General features: G+C 68.2%; 16 protein-coding genes and 1 tRNA gene. 13 read left to right on the forward strand and 4 right to left on the reverse strand.

Annotated features, from left to right (window positions below; all coding sequences use genetic code 11):
* Window positions 1-340 precede the first annotated feature (340 nt).
* Window positions 341-745, forward strand: a complete 405-nt coding sequence (locus tag ACIHCX_RS00005) for a hypothetical protein (RefSeq protein ID WP_400025061.1) — start codon at window positions 341-343, stop codon at window positions 743-745.
* A 203-nt stretch (window positions 746-948) separates the two neighbouring features.
* Here ACIHCX_RS00005 and ACIHCX_RS00010 read toward each other — a convergent pair whose 3' ends face one another.
* The 3 genes from ACIHCX_RS00010 to ACIHCX_RS00020 form a co-directional block, all read right to left on the reverse strand.
* The gene (locus ACIHCX_RS00010; RefSeq protein ID WP_400025063.1) at window positions 949-1,413 is read right to left on the reverse strand and encodes a DUF4231 domain-containing protein; all 465 of its coding nucleotides are present in this window, start codon (window positions 1,411-1,413) and stop codon (window positions 949-951) included.
* A gap of 370 nt (window positions 1,414-1,783) precedes the next feature.
* Window positions 1,784-2,359, reverse strand: coding sequence for a hypothetical protein (locus ACIHCX_RS00015; RefSeq protein ID WP_400025065.1), 576 nt, complete (start codon window positions 2,357-2,359; stop codon window positions 1,784-1,786).
* Window positions 2,360-2,754: 395 nt separating this feature from the next.
* Window positions 2,755-3,219: an NUDIX hydrolase gene (locus tag ACIHCX_RS00020; RefSeq protein WP_400025067.1), complete on the reverse strand. Its 465-nt coding sequence runs from the start codon at window positions 3,217-3,219 to the stop codon at window positions 2,755-2,757.
* A gap of 18 nt (window positions 3,220-3,237) precedes the next feature.
* On the opposite strand from ACIHCX_RS00020, the gene ACIHCX_RS00025 reads away from it, so the two are divergent.
* From ACIHCX_RS00025 to ACIHCX_RS00075, 11 genes are all read left to right on the forward strand, one after another.
* Window positions 3,238-4,017 carry a GntR family transcriptional regulator gene (locus ACIHCX_RS00025; RefSeq protein WP_400025069.1) on the forward strand — a complete coding sequence of 260 codons (780 nt, stop codon included), beginning with the start codon at window positions 3,238-3,240 and terminating at the stop codon, window positions 4,015-4,017.
* A 138-nt stretch (window positions 4,018-4,155) separates the two neighbouring features.
* Window positions 4,156-4,512 carry a hypothetical protein gene (locus tag ACIHCX_RS00030; protein WP_400025071.1) on the forward strand — a complete coding sequence of 119 codons (357 nt, stop codon included), beginning with the start codon at window positions 4,156-4,158 and terminating at the stop codon, window positions 4,510-4,512.
* 2 nt (window positions 4,513-4,514) lie between these two features.
* A complete protein-coding gene (locus ACIHCX_RS00035) occupies window positions 4,515-5,867 on the forward strand; it encodes an FtsK/SpoIIIE domain-containing protein (protein WP_400025073.1) in 1,353 nt (450 codons plus the stop codon).
* 82 nt (window positions 5,868-5,949) lie between these two features.
* Entirely contained in the window at window positions 5,950-6,153 is a 204-nt protein-coding gene (locus ACIHCX_RS00040; protein ID WP_400025075.1) for a hypothetical protein, read from the forward strand.
* Entirely contained in the window at window positions 6,153-6,842 is a 690-nt protein-coding gene (locus ACIHCX_RS00045; protein ID WP_400025076.1) for a DUF2637 domain-containing protein, read from the forward strand. The genes ACIHCX_RS00040 and ACIHCX_RS00045 overlap by 1 nt, the downstream gene beginning before the upstream one ends.
* 19 nt (window positions 6,843-6,861) lie before the next feature.
* Window positions 6,862-7,053, forward strand: coding sequence for a mobile element transfer protein (locus ACIHCX_RS00050; protein ID WP_400025078.1), 192 nt, complete (start codon window positions 6,862-6,864; stop codon window positions 7,051-7,053).
* Between the two features lie 12 nt (window positions 7,054-7,065).
* Window positions 7,066-7,221 carry a hypothetical protein gene (locus ACIHCX_RS00055; protein ID WP_390839833.1) on the forward strand — a complete coding sequence of 52 codons (156 nt, stop codon included), beginning with the start codon at window positions 7,066-7,068 and terminating at the stop codon, window positions 7,219-7,221.
* Between the two features lie 25 nt (window positions 7,222-7,246).
* Window positions 7,247-7,564, forward strand: coding sequence for a SpdD-like protein (locus tag ACIHCX_RS00060; protein ID WP_400025080.1), 318 nt, complete (start codon window positions 7,247-7,249; stop codon window positions 7,562-7,564).
* Window positions 7,565-7,691: 127 nt separating this feature from the next.
* Window positions 7,692-9,059, forward strand: a complete 1,368-nt coding sequence (gene repSA / locus ACIHCX_RS00065) for a replication initiator protein RepSA (protein ID WP_400025082.1) — start codon at window positions 7,692-7,694, stop codon at window positions 9,057-9,059.
* Window positions 9,056-9,253: a helix-turn-helix domain-containing protein gene (locus ACIHCX_RS00070; protein ID WP_362347845.1), complete on the forward strand. Its 198-nt coding sequence runs from the start codon at window positions 9,056-9,058 to the stop codon at window positions 9,251-9,253. The genes repSA and ACIHCX_RS00070 overlap by 4 nt, the downstream gene beginning before the upstream one ends.
* The gene (locus tag ACIHCX_RS00075) at window positions 9,253-10,647 is read left to right on the forward strand and encodes a tyrosine-type recombinase/integrase (RefSeq protein ID WP_400025083.1); all 1,395 of its coding nucleotides are present in this window, start codon (window positions 9,253-9,255) and stop codon (window positions 10,645-10,647) included. Before ACIHCX_RS00070 ends, ACIHCX_RS00075 begins: the two co-directional genes overlap by 1 nt.
* A gap of 176 nt (window positions 10,648-10,823) precedes the next feature.
* On the opposite strand, the gene ACIHCX_RS00080 is transcribed toward ACIHCX_RS00075, so the two are convergent.
* Window positions 10,824-10,899: transfer RNA gene (locus ACIHCX_RS00080), tRNA-Arg, on the reverse strand.
* Window positions 10,900-11,219: 320 nt separating this feature from the next.
* Between ACIHCX_RS00080 and ACIHCX_RS00085 the strand changes: the two genes are divergently transcribed.
* Complete coding sequence (locus ACIHCX_RS00085; protein ID WP_400025085.1) at window positions 11,220-12,833, forward strand: dynamin family protein; 1,614 nt, start codon at window positions 11,220-11,222, stop codon at window positions 12,831-12,833.
* The last annotated feature ends 2 nt before the right edge of the window (window positions 12,834-12,835 follow it).

A 12,835-nucleotide genomic window follows, 5' to 3' on the forward strand; every position in this document is an offset into this window, starting at 1 on the left:
GCGCAATCCCCGCAACTACCTGGCCTTTCTCGGACTCGCCGCCGCCCTGTGCTGCTACAAGAGACTCCTTCGCCTCACCACGTAGGACACGGTCTTAGAAGATGCGGGCAGGCTCCGGTGGGACGCTCCGCAGTCTCCCTGCGGCCGCCGTGCCGGGCTGCCCAGCTCCACTGCCGTCTGTTGTCGTTGCCGTCACTGCCGTCGGCGCAGTGCTGCGTGAGCACCGCTTGTTGCTGTGCGCGCCGGGGTGGACGACAGAGCCCTCCGCCCCGACCGTGACCCTGTGCGCCGTCCGTGCGCCCGTGATCGGTTTCATAGGGTCTTACTACAGTCCGCCTGCATGGCGAAGAAGAAAAAGAATGACCTATGGCGCTACTGGGGACTCATCGTATTCGTCATTGCTATCACTGGGTGGTTGACTTCTGACATAGGCCCCGCCGGCATCGCCGCCTTATCTGCACTTAGCTTCCTTTGGTTTCTTTTTCAGGCGCCTGTGCCATGTGGCGCGCTTAACCGTGGTGACGTGGAGCAATGCAGAAACAACGGTCGAGGAGTTTTACGGGGCTGCCACATCAAGCAACATCAGTGGCAGAAGTTGAAAGCGCTCGTTTTGCGTCGTAGATGGCGGCAAATTTCGTCCGAGCTCTTTCCGAACGCGACCACAGCCTTGGCTAGCTTGGGTGCGATTATCGCCTTAATGTCTTCAGCGATTGGTGTCTTCAAGTCACTGACCGGTAAGGAGTGATGGAAACTGAATTTGCGGAATCTGCGTCTCGTTGCCGCACGCTGTTTGACGAGCGGTTCCACGGCCCACAACGCGTGGATGAGACCATTCAGTCCATCCTTTACCTGTAGGTGATGGGCGATCAAGTTTTGCCTGTCTAGCAGTATCCACAGTGCGAGGACTGCCATCGGATCGTACGGCGCCTCTCCAGAGGTCGCAGTCCTCTACTGGAGCTCTCGCCGGGCACCCGGGATGCCGGGTGGTGTTTGAACATCAGCATTTACCTGGCCACCCAACGTCATCACGTTGAGCGTCGCGGAGTTCTCGTTGGCGATTGCGCTCTCTACACGGGCGACTAAGGTCGTGAATGCTTCGCTGTAGGACAGACCTGAGTAGGGCCCTACCTTGGTTTCAAAGTAGATCCGCTCATGCCCAAGGAGCTGCTCAGTTGACCTGTAGTTCTTCCACTGTTCGCGGTAGCGGTACACGCTCTCCAAGGACACGGAGCCGACGACGATCAAGCTAAGCACGGTGGCAGTGAGCTTGGCGAATGGCAGATCCAAGTTGACCAACACTGGAACCAATGCACCCCCGACGACGGATACCGTCCGCATCCGTAGATGCATGGCCTTCGTCTTAACGGCCTTCTTGTCGTACCAACTTTGGTATTGAGACAGTCTGGTGTCCACGTAGTCCTGAGCCGTGGCCACGGGCTGGGAAACAGCGGGGTGAGCCTCAATCGACTGATCGTCATCCGTCCCTGGCATGCGTGGAAGTACATCGATGACGGAATGACTCAGTCAACCCCGCAGGTCAGGACCGCCGGCAACTGCGGTCAGTAGCCGGTCTACTGATCACCCGTCCCGCTGACCAGCGAGGCAGAAGAAGCCCACGGCCCTGACCAGCTCAGATGCCGTGGGCTTCTGTCGGTGTCGGGTGACCTCGCACGGCCCAGAGACGGCCCAAGGACTTCGCGCCGGATCTGCCCAGCACGTCAGTCGTTCGACTGGGGCGTCCCAGACCATGAGGCGGGTGCGACCGCCGCCGCGCGTCGGCGCTTTACGGCTGGTTTCCTTCCGACCAAATTCGGGTGCAGGACGAGATTCCCTCGATGGCTCCTACCGTGGCCCCGAATTTACGCCCATCCTCGGATGAGAATTCGAAGTCGTATCTATGAGATTCGGTGGCGATCTCTGATCGAATCACCGTAAGTCTGTCCATGGCAACGTGGTAGTGCTCGTGAATCCGCGCCTTAGCGAGCTGTTCCGCGTCCTCGATGGTGGGCGCGCTCTCCAAGGACTCCCGTTGCGCTCGCTTTTTGAGCTTTTGATACACCGACTTGATGGCTGCAGTGATCGCAGGTGCTCCGACTCCTGCAGCTGTTCCAGTACCCACCTGCAATATGATCTCTGAGAAAGACCCGGAGGCTCCCCAATTGAGCCGACCTGAGCGTGCGCCCACTGAATAGTTGTTGGGATATTCGTTCCCCTCAGCCCATGCGATGGTCTCAAGCTCCGCGATCACCTCCTCTGTGAACATGTCAAGTTGCCAGAATCCGAGGTCCCAGACCTCATTCGGGTCGGAGTCGGGGGCCTCGACGATGGCAACGGTGATATGAGACTCAGGAGTCTTCATGCTTCCTCCCTAAGTACGGTCGTTCTGCATGATGTCAGGAGTGCTGCTCGCTTGGGGGTAGAACGGGAACAAATAGGTCGGCGGAACGGCTTTGGCCTGGAGCTGATTTGGCGTGAGTGATCATGGCCCATTACGCTGACCCGCGAGTGGGCAGGCTTGTGGACCTGCCCGTTAGTGCCCGATGTTGGGCCATGATCTTCGAGGCTCGCGCCAAAGTGGCTGGCTAAAGTCGTGGAGCCGACCGACCTCAGCCACATAGGGTTTTCTCTGCTCTGCCCGCTGCGCGCAGCGCGCCGCCGGGCGCGGCCAGCCGGGGCGGAGACAGGAGGCAGGCCGCGCCGCAGAGGCGGCGCGCGCCCGCGCCGTGCGCGGGCCTTGATGAAGGAGAGAAGGTTTTATCCCGCTGGGATGAGGTGCTTGCCGTCGTGGCTGCGTACGTGGGGGCCGTTGCCGTCCAGTGCGTCCAAGAGCCTGACCGCGAAGGCCTCTGTCATACGCTCGCTGACCTCGTCGGGTGTGAGCCAGGAGACGGCCGTGGACTCGCTTGAGGTGCGTTCGGTGCCGCCGGAGGGCTTGCAGCGGAAGACCAGGGCGACGACGCCGCGGGTCATGTTCTTGTAGACGCCGGTGAGTTCGTCCACCTCGACGTGGATGCCGGTCTCCTCCAGGACCTCGCGGGCCACGCCGGCCTCGGGCGTCTCGTCGAGTTCGAGGATGCCGCCGGGGAGTTCCCAGGTGCCGTTGTCGGCTCGGCGGATCGCCAGGAGGCGGCCATCCTCGCGCACCACCACTCCGGCCACGGACACGGAGTGCAGGGGAGATGGTGCCGCTTCCTGTGGTTGACTCATGTAGAGGAGCATAGGAGGCAGAGAAGGACTATGGGAACTGCGGCTGGAGGGGTCGGTTCCGGGCCTCGATACGTGCAGATCGCGGACGAGATCATGCAGCAGATCCGGGCTGGCGTCCTGAAGCCCGGCGACATGGTGCCGAGCGAGTCCGAGCTGGTGGAGCGCTATGGCGTGTCCGGCGGGACGATCCGTAAGGCCATGGTCGAGGTGCGGGCGAGTGGGCTGGTCGAGACCCGGCACGGCAAGGGCTCGATCGTGAAGAACCGGCCTCCGGTGCGGCACCGCTCCTCCGACCGCTTCCGGCGTTCGCTCCGGCAGGGAGGGAAAGCGGCCTACCTTGCGGAGTCCACGCAGTCCGGCGCCACCGCCAAGGTCAGCGTCCTCTACATCGGGCCCATGGAGGCACCCGAGGACGCCGCTGAGCGTTTGGGCGTCCCCGTTGGCACGCAGGTGCTGGCACGCCGACGCCTCTACTTCCGCAACGGCACCCCGGTCGAGACCGCCACGTCCTACCTCCCCTGGGACGTCGTGAAGGAGATCCCGGAGTTGTTCGCCGAGAATCCCGGCGGCGGTGGCATCTACGCCCGACTCGAAGACCACGGGCATGAGTTCGCGGAGTTCGTGGAGACGCTCCAAGCGCGGCCGGCCTCCAAGGCGGAGGCATCGGAGCTGGCGTTGAGCCCGGGGGCGCCCGTGGTCCACCTGATCCGGGAGGCTCGTACGACCGCGGGTCTCGTGGTCGAGGTGTGCGACACCCTCATGGCCGCTGACCAGTTCGTTTTCGAGTACCGGATCCCCGCCGCCGACTGACACCCCCTCAACTTCCTGCAGCCCGTCACGGGTTCTTCTCCGTGGCGGGTTGACTCATGTATAGGAGTCGGGCACTCTTCTTCATGTCACTCCTGTACATGAGTGACGGAGTCCAGGATCTATAGAGGAGTGGTTTCCGTGCGTCAGATTCCCGTCGACACCGCCAGCGCGGTCGTGATGGTCGCCAAGTCCCCGCAGGTCAAGGTGCGTGACCGCCGTACCGGCGAGATCGCCACCGACGCCGAGACCGGAGCGAAGCTGATGACGGTCGACGTGATGTTCGCGGCGAACGAGGAGGTGGAGATCCTTTCCATCACGGTCCCGGAGCCCGGGATCAGCGGCGAGCTGTCCATGGGCACGCCGGTCGCGCTCACCGGCCTGATCGCCCGGCCCTGGGAGAACGACTTCAACGGCCAGAAGCGGCACGGCATCGCGTTCCGTGCGGTCGCGGTCACCTCGCTCGCCGACGTCGCCGCAAGGCCCGAGGCGGCCTGATCATGACCGGCTTCACGGTCGCCCTGGTGCTGGTCGCCGCCGCCGTGGGACTCCTGCGGTGGCGGCGCCCCGCCTGGTACTGGTTGACCTTCGGGGTCACGTTGGCCGTGGTGCGGGTCCTGGTCCGCTACGGCTCCGTCATGGACGCCTGCGGACTGACCGTCCCGCCGGCGCGGTGGCGGCTCGCCCTCGCCCGTGCCGCCAACCGGCCGATACCGGAGCCCCGTTCGCCGCGCATCCTGCGGCTGCGGCCGACTCGTACCGGCCTGGTGCTGCGGCTCAAGCTCCGTCCCGGGCAGGATGCTTTCGACATCGCCGCCGCCTCGGACCGGCTTCGGCACTCGTTCTCGATGTACGGCGTGACCTCGCGTGAGCTGCGCTCCGGCGTCGTAGAGGTGCGGATGACCGGCTACGACGTGCTCAAGCGGGTGCAGATGCCGACCGAGACCGATACCCGGCCCATGCGGGTGCCGGTCGCCCTGCGGCAGGACGGTTCGGTGCACTACCGCGACTACCGGGCGGTACCCCATGCCCTCACCCTCGGAGCCACGGAGTCCGGCAAGTCCGTCTACCAACGCAACCTGGTCGCCGGACTCGCACCGATGGACGTCGCCCTCGTCGGCATCGACTGCAAGCAGGGGGTCGAACTGTTCCCGTTGGCCCGCCGGTTCTCCGCGCTGGCCGACGACCCCGACACCGCCGCCGAAGTACTCGATGCGCTCGTGGCCCGGATGGAACGCGTCTATCAGCTCATCCGGACTCAGCAACGGATCACCGCTGACGTGCCGGATGCGGAGATCGCCGCCGACATCTGGGATTTGCCGGCCGATGTGCGTCCGGTTCCGGTCGTGGTCCTGGTCGATGAGGTCGCCGAACTCGCCCTGTACGCCAACAAGGAGGAGGAGAGGCGCCGGGACCGCGTCGTCACCGCCCTGGTCCGCCTTGCCCAACTCGGCCGCGCGGCCGGCATCTACCTCGAGATCTGCGGGCAGCGCTTCGGCTCCGAACTCGGCAAGGGCATCACGATGCTCCGCGCCCAACTCACCAGCCGTACCGCCCACCGCGTCAACGACGAGACATCCGCCAACATGGCTTTCGGCGACATCTCCCCGGACGCCGTCCTCGCCGCCATCCAGATCCCGGCCGAGATGCGGGGGCTCGCCATCGCGGGCGACTCCTCCGGAGGATGGCACCGCATCCGCGCCCCGCACACATCGCTCCGCCAAGCCGTGAACATCTGCAACCGGCACGCCGACCAGACCCCGGACCTGCCCGAACTGGCCCCCTTCCGGCCCGACCTCGGGTCCGATGACGCGCCCGTGCCGCTGGTCAAGCTCTCCTCGGCCGCTGCCTGATCTGTCGGATCCCACCGGCCGGCGTGACCGCCTTCGCGCCAAGTCCCTACCCCCGCCATGCCCAAAGAAGGGAGAACCCGGCATGTGCCCGAACTGCGAGGACTTCGCACGGACCGTGCTCCTGCTCGGCCAACTCGCCTTGTACGCCGACATGGCTGGCGCCGACCTCGACTTCGTGGAAGCCGTCAGCCCGTCCCTGGCCGTCTCGCTGCCCGAGCCGCCGCTCGGCACGTTCCCGTCCGACTACGACCCCGACGGCGGCCCCGACTACCCGGGTGGCTCCTGATGGGTGCCCGTCACGCTCTCCGGGTCGACGCGGTCCTGGTTCAGGCCGTGATCGCCGGTGCCCTGTCCTTCGCCCACCTGCACGACCTCGCCGCGGCTGCCGGACAGAACGGTTGGAAGGCGTGGGCCTACCCGGTCAGCGTCGACCTGCTCCTGGTCGCTGCCTGGCGCCGCCTGCGCAGTGAGGGCCCGTCCCGGCTGGCCTGGTGCTGGTTCGTCGTCGCGCTGTTCGCCTCGCTCGGTGCCAACGTGGCCACCGCCGGGTTCCTCGACCTGACCGACCCGCCCGCCCTGCTCCGCCTCGGCATCGCCGGATGGCCCGCAGTCGCCTTCCTCGGTGGAACGCTCCTCGCTCACTCGTCGGCTGCGGAGTCGGAGCCGGTTCCGCCGGCACCCGTCGCGGACACGCGGGACGCCGAGCCCCCCGCCGAGCAGCCGGTACCGGACACCGAACGCGCGACGGTCACGGAAGTCCTGCCCGTACCCGACACCGCAGCAGCCCAGGAAGCCCACGTCTCCTCCGCCCGGGTGCCTGCTCCTCCGGTCCCCGCCGTGCTGGTCGACCACGCCCGCAAGGTCGCCGACGAGTACCGCACCCGCACCGGATCCCCGATCGATCCCGACACCCTGCGCTCCCGCCTTGGCGTCCCGCCGCACCTCGCCGACGCCATCGCCGCCCACCTCGCCTGACCAGGAAGGAGACACCGCGATGCCCGCCCGCGACAACTTCCACTCCGTGCTGCGGATCGGCCCCGTGCAGATCGGCACCCACCGCGACCGCAACGGCCGGACCACGCACGCCGCCGTCTGCACCGCCGACCGCTGCGGCTGGTCCGCCGACTACTCCAGCCACACCGCCGCCCAGCTCGCCGCCCGCACCCACCGCTGCGCCGTCCGCTAGGAGACACCGCCCGTGGACGTCCCCCTCTGGTTCGCCCTGCTGGCCGTCGGCTACCTCGGCGTCAAGCTCATCCGCCCGCCGTGGTGGCTCATCGCCGTGCTGCTCCTCGGCGGCTACCTCCTCGCCGACAGCCTCTTGGCCCCCGTCATCGACACCGCCGTCAGGTAACCCGCCCGCGAGAGGAGATCCGTTCATGTTCCGGCCCAAGCTCCCGGTCATGCCGCAGCCCACCGGCCCGGCCACCCCGCCCACGGTCGTCGAGCCGACCAGCATCACCCCGGGCACCTCGGTCCCGTCGCCGGTGCCCGTCGCCCCCGCCTCGTCCCGCCCGGTCGTCCAGGTCACACCCGGCACCGCGCTCGCCCTCGTCGGCGGTGGCACGGCCGTCGTCCTGGTCCTCGGCGCCGTCCTGGTCTCCCTGCTCCTGGCGGTCGCCATCACCGGAGCCTCGGTCGCTGTCTGCGCGGTCGTCCTGCGCTCCCTGCTCGCCTCCCACGCCAAGCGACGCTGACCGGCTCCCGGGCGGCCTCGATACCGCCAAGCATCCGCCGCCCGGGCGCCGTCCCTGTCCGATCTCGCAACCGGAAGGAACCCCCAGCATGGCCCACCGCGCCTCACCCGCGACACCGAGCGCGCCCATGCCAGACACATTGCTCGACCCCACCACCCTCCGGGACGTGCTCCGGGTGGCCTCGGCCTCCGACTACGCCCGCTGGGAAGACCAGATCCGCCGCACCGGCGGCTGCGCCGACCCGATCCACCTCACCGGCTGGATCCTCCACAAGGACAAGACCACCGGCGAGACCCTGCACCACTACTCCACCGCGAACGAGCCGGGCGGACGCCTCCGCCTCGCCTGCGGCAACCGCCGCGCCTCCCGATGCCCGGCTTGCGCCTGGACCTACGCGGGCGACACCTACCACCTGATCCGCGCCGGCCTGGCCGGGGACGACCGCCGCGACATTCCCGCCGCCGTCCGCGATCACCCGCTCGTCTTCGCCACCCTCACCGCCCCCTCGTTCGGCCCGGTCCACAACCGCCCCGACCACGGCACCTGCCGCTGCGGCGCCCAGCACGCTTCCGACGCCCTGGAGCTGGGCACCGCTCTCGACCCGGACACCTACGACTACGAGGGCGCCGTGCTGTTCAACAACCACGCCGGACAGCTCTGGCAGCGCTTCACCACGCGGCTGCGCCGCGAACTCGCCGCCCGCGCCGGCCTTCCTCGCCGAGAACTCGCCGAACACCTTCGCGTCTCGTACGGCAAGGTCGCCGAGTTCCAGAAGCGCGGGGCCCTGCACTTCCACGCCGTCGTACGCCTGGACGGCCCGGAGGGTCCCGGGACACCGCCGCCCGCCTGGGCCACGGTCGACCTCCTCACGGACGCGATGCGCGCCGCCGCCGCGCACTCGTACACGTCCGTCTCGGTCCCGGCAGCCGGTGACCAGCCGACCAGGACGTTCCGATGGGGTCGACAGCTCGACGTGCGCCCGGTCAAGGCCTTCGGCGACGGCTCCGACATCACCGAACAGGCCGTCGCCTCGTACGTGGCCAAGTACGCCACCAAGGCTGCCGAGAACACCGGCACCCTGGACCGCCGTATCGGCGAACTCGCCGAACTCGACCGCCACCAGGTCCCGGACCACACCCGTCGGCTCATCATCGCGTGCCGCGACCTGGACGCCCTGTATCCGGACCGGCGCCTCTGGGCCTGGGCGCACATGCTCGGCTTCCGCGGCCACTTCTCGTCCAAGTCGCGCAGCTACTCCACCACCCTCGGCGCCCTCCGCCAGGAACGCGCCGACTACCGCGCCGCCCAGGAAGCATCCGCCCTGGGCCTCGACGACCGGGAGCCGGACACCGTCCTCGTCCTGACGGACTGGCAGTACGCCGGCCACGGCCACACACCGGGCGAAGCCGCCCTCGCCGCGACCGTCGCGCGCGACCTCCAGACCAACCGTGAGACCGCCCGCGACGCCCTTCTGAGCGAAGGGAGCACGACATGACCACGGCCATCCGGTCACGCAGCATGCTCACCCTCGCGGAGGTCTGCGAGGAACTGGCCGTCTCGCGCTCGACCTTCTACGACTGGCGCGCGAAGCGCCGTGCCCCGCGCTGCATCAAGCTCCCGAACGGCGACCTCAGGATCCGGCGGAGCGACCTCGAACACTGGCTCGACGACCGTGAGGACGCCGCCTGATGGAGACGACGTACGACGTCAAGATCTACAAGATCCTCACGTACAAGGGCGCCCGGAAGACCACCTACACGGTGCGCTGGGTGGTGGCGGGCAAGCGCTGGCGTGAGCCGTTCGACACTGTCGCGCTCGCCGAGGGCTTCCGCTCCGAACTCATCAGGGCGGCCGGTAAGGGTGAGGCGTTCGTCATCGCGACCGGCCTGCCGGTGTCGCATCGCTCCAAGTCGGCCGCGATGAGCTGGTACAAGTTCGCCGTCGAGTACGTGGACGCGCGCTGGGCCCAACTCGGCGGCAACAGCCGGAAGAACCTCGCCAAGACCCTGACCGCGACCACCGTGGCGCTCCTGCGCGTCAAGCCCGCTCAGTTCGAGCCGGCCGCGGTGCGTACCGCCCTGCGCGAATGGGCGTTCAACACGAACCGGCGCGGTGCGGCTCCCCGCGACGTGGAGAGCATCCTCAGGTGGGTGGAGCGGAACTCGCTTCCCGTCTCGGCCTGGGAGGACCCGGACAAGGTCGACGAGGTCTTACGAGTCCTAGACACACGTCTCGACGGCAGGCAGGCCGCCGCATGGTCACGCAAGCGGCATCGGCGGATCCTGAACGTCGCCATGAAGCATGCGATGCGGCGGCGCATCCTGCGGGATAACCCCCTCCCCAAGGGGAAGGACACGACCGCTGCCACCAAGACCACCAACGCCGTGGACAAGCGGTCGCTGATGGGTCCAGACCAGGCCGCAGCGCTCCTCGACTGGATCCGGCGTCGGCCGCGCGGAGGCAGGCGCCTGCACGCGTTTTTCGCCACGTTGTACTACTGCGGTCCGCGTCCCGAGGAAGCAGTGGCCATTCGGGTGGAAGATGTGACCTTGCCCGTTCCTGATGCCGCAGACCAGTGGAGTGAACTTCTGATCCACACGGCGACTCCGGAGGTCGGCAAGCAGTGGACCGACACGGGGGAGATCCACGAAGAGCGCGACTTGAAGGGCCGTGCCGAGGGGGAGACCCGCACCGTGCCGGGGCATCCCGCTCTGACGCGGATCCTGCGGCAGCACATCGAGGACGAGCGGCTCCAGCCGGGTGACCTGCTCTTCCAGGGGGAGAGGGGCGGCATCCTCGCGGGCTCCGTCGTCCGCCGGGCCTGGCACGGTGCGCGCAGGGCGGTGCTGTCTCCCCACGTCTTCGAGTCGCCGACGGGGAAGCGCGTGTACGACAACCGCCACACGCGCCTGACGAAGTGGCTCAACGACGGGATACCGCCCGCTCAGGTGGCGGACTGGGCCGGCAACAGTGTCCCGGTGCTTCTGGCCACGTACGCCCGCTGTGTCGAGGGGCAGCTTCCTGATCTCAAGAGGCGGCTCGAAGCTGCGGGGGATCTTCCGGAGCTGCCGGACGGCGGCTGACCGTCCCGGCTGAGAACTTCGACACGTATTCGACACGGCCACCCGCGAAAACCCGGTGACAGCCGGACAGCCCCGGAGCCTCCCCATGATCGTCGGGGGAGTGCCCGGGGCTTCGCCGTGTGCGGTGAAACCCTGCCTGACCAGCGAAAAGCCCTCCCGTGAGGGAGGGCGGAGACTGGCGCCCCCGGCAGGACTCGAACCTGCGGCCAAGCGCTTAGAAGGCGCCTGCTCTATCCACTGAGCTACGGGGGCCTGGTGTGGTGGCCTCTGTCGCGGTGCCCTGGTGGGGCTGATCCGAGACATCGCCGGGGACAAGGATAGGGCTCCCGGATCCATGTCCCGGTTGCTTCGCCTCCGTGGCTCAATGTGGAGGTTCGGTGAAGCGGTCCTGATAATCGCAGGCGGGTACGAATCGTGCATCGCTTTTGACGTCCGGCGCACCTGGTGTTGTGCACTCGTTATGCCTGGGCTGTGCCCGCGCCCCAGTCGTCCCTTCCGTCCGTTGTGTTCTATCGGCGCGCAGACATGCTCATATGCTTCAGAATTCCCCTAAAATTGGGCATTCTTCGCATGTGGTGACCTTGGACGTAAGGCCTCAGCTGCTCGACGCACTCTCCGCCCTGCGCGACCGCGTCGCCGCCGCACGCTTCCCGCTGCCCCTGGCAGGGGCTCCACGCGCGCGTGTCAACCGCGACGAACTGCTCGCACAGCTCGACGACTACTTGGTGCCCCGCTTGAGAAGGCCCCAAGCTCCGTTGCTGGCGGTCGTCGGGGGATCCACGGGCGCTGGGAAGTCCACCCTCGTCAACTCGCTCGTCGGACGGCGGGTCAGCGAGGCGGGCGTGCTGCGGCCGACCACACGGACACCGGTGCTGGTCTGCCATCCGGAGGACCACCACTGGTTCAGTGGCATGCGCGTCCTGCCGGACCTCACGCGCGTGTGGGTGCCCAGGGGCTCCCCCGGGGCCGCGGACGACCTGCTGACGCAGGAGAGCGCCCCCTCCCGGGTGCTGCGCGTGGAGACCGTCGACACCCTGCCCCTCGGTCTCGCCCTCCTCGACGCGCCCGACATCGACTCACTGATCGCCGACAACCGTGTCCTCGCCGCCGAGCTGCTCTGTGCCGCCGACATCTGGGTCATGGTCACCACGGCCTCCCGGTACGCCGACGCGATCCCGTGGCGCCTGCTGCGCACGGCCAAGGAGTACGACGCCACGCTGGTGACCGTGCTGGACCGGGTGCCGCACCAGGTCGCCTCGGAGGTCTCCCGCCAGTACGGGGCGCTGCTCACCAAGGCCGGACTGGGCGAGGTGCCGCGGTTCACCGTGCCCGAGCTGCCCGAGTCGGCCTGGGGCGGGGGCCTGCTGCCCGCCTCCGCCGTCGCGCAGCTGCGCACCTGGCTGGTCCACCAGGCCCAGGATCCCGGGGCCCGGGAGTACGTCATGACCCGTACCGCCCAGGGCCTGCTCGACTCGCTGAAGTCCCGGATGCCCGAGCTGGCCAGTGCCACCGCCGCCCAGTACGCGGCCGGGCTGCGACTCACCTCGGCCGTCGACACGGCCTACGACAGCGAGCACACGCGCGTGCGGGGACGGCTCCAGGCCGGGGCGGTGCTCGCCGGGGGCGCCCTGAAGAGATGGCGCGCCTTCCCCCTGGACTGCTCCGCCGGGGAACTGCTCGACGCGCTAGTGGAGAGCCTGGGCACCCTGCTGCTGTGCGCCGTCACCGCCGCCGACGAGCGCGTCGACGAGGCCTGGCGGCACGAGCCGGCCGCCACGGTGCCGGGGCTCGATGGCCGCGACCACACGTCGGAGAGCGCCGAACACCGCATCGGGCTGGCCGTACGGCGCTGGCGGCGGGAGCTGGAGGAGTACGCCGAGGACGAGGTGGGCCGGCTGGACCGGAGCGTGGCGCCGGACCCCGAGGTCGTCGCCGCCCTGGCCGCCACCGGGCTGCTGGGAGGCCGCCGGGCGCGGTCCGCGGGAGAGGGACTCGCGGAACGGATCGGCGCGCACGGAGCACTGCGGCTGCGCGACCGCGCCGGGCGGCTGCTGACCGAACACCTGGACCGGGTGATCCACGTCGAACGCGAACGCCGTCTGGCCCCGCTCGACGCCCTCGACCTGCACCCCGAGCCCCAGGCCGAACTCATCGCCGCGCTGTCCGTACTGCTGAAGGAGAGGTGACC

The organism is Streptomyces sp. NPDC052043 (assembly GCF_044548235.1).
Taxonomy (GTDB): Bacteria; Actinomycetota; Actinomycetes; order Streptomycetales; family Streptomycetaceae; genus Streptomyces.

Coding starts and splice junctions, on each gene's coding strand:
- ACIHCX_RS00075 (WP_400025083.1), top strand. CDS start 9,253: ATGGAGACGACGTACGACGTCAAGATCTACAAGATCCTCACGTACAAG.
- ACIHCX_RS00040 (WP_400025075.1), top strand. CDS start 5,950: ATGTGCCCGAACTGCGAGGACTTCGCACGGACCGTGCTCCTGCTCGGC.
- ACIHCX_RS00025 (WP_400025069.1), top strand. CDS start 3,238: ATGGGAACTGCGGCTGGAGGGGTCGGTTCCGGGCCTCGATACGTGCAG.
- ACIHCX_RS00015 (WP_400025065.1), bottom strand. CDS start 2,359: ATGAAGACTCCTGAGTCTCATATCACCGTTGCCATCGTCGAGGCCCCC.
- repSA (WP_400025082.1), top strand. CDS start 7,692: ATGCCAGACACATTGCTCGACCCCACCACCCTCCGGGACGTGCTCCGG.
- ACIHCX_RS00060 (WP_400025080.1), top strand. CDS start 7,247: ATGTTCCGGCCCAAGCTCCCGGTCATGCCGCAGCCCACCGGCCCGGCC.
- ACIHCX_RS00045 (WP_400025076.1), top strand. CDS start 6,153: ATGGGTGCCCGTCACGCTCTCCGGGTCGACGCGGTCCTGGTTCAGGCC.
- ACIHCX_RS00005 (WP_400025061.1), top strand. CDS start 341: ATGGCGAAGAAGAAAAAGAATGACCTATGGCGCTACTGGGGACTCATC.
- ACIHCX_RS00050 (WP_400025078.1), top strand. CDS start 6,862: ATGCCCGCCCGCGACAACTTCCACTCCGTGCTGCGGATCGGCCCCGTG.
- ACIHCX_RS00070 (WP_362347845.1), top strand. CDS start 9,056: ATGACCACGGCCATCCGGTCACGCAGCATGCTCACCCTCGCGGAGGTC.
- ACIHCX_RS00020 (WP_400025067.1), bottom strand. CDS start 3,219: ATGCTCCTCTACATGAGTCAACCACAGGAAGCGGCACCATCTCCCCTG.
- ACIHCX_RS00035 (WP_400025073.1), top strand. CDS start 4,515: ATGACCGGCTTCACGGTCGCCCTGGTGCTGGTCGCCGCCGCCGTGGGA.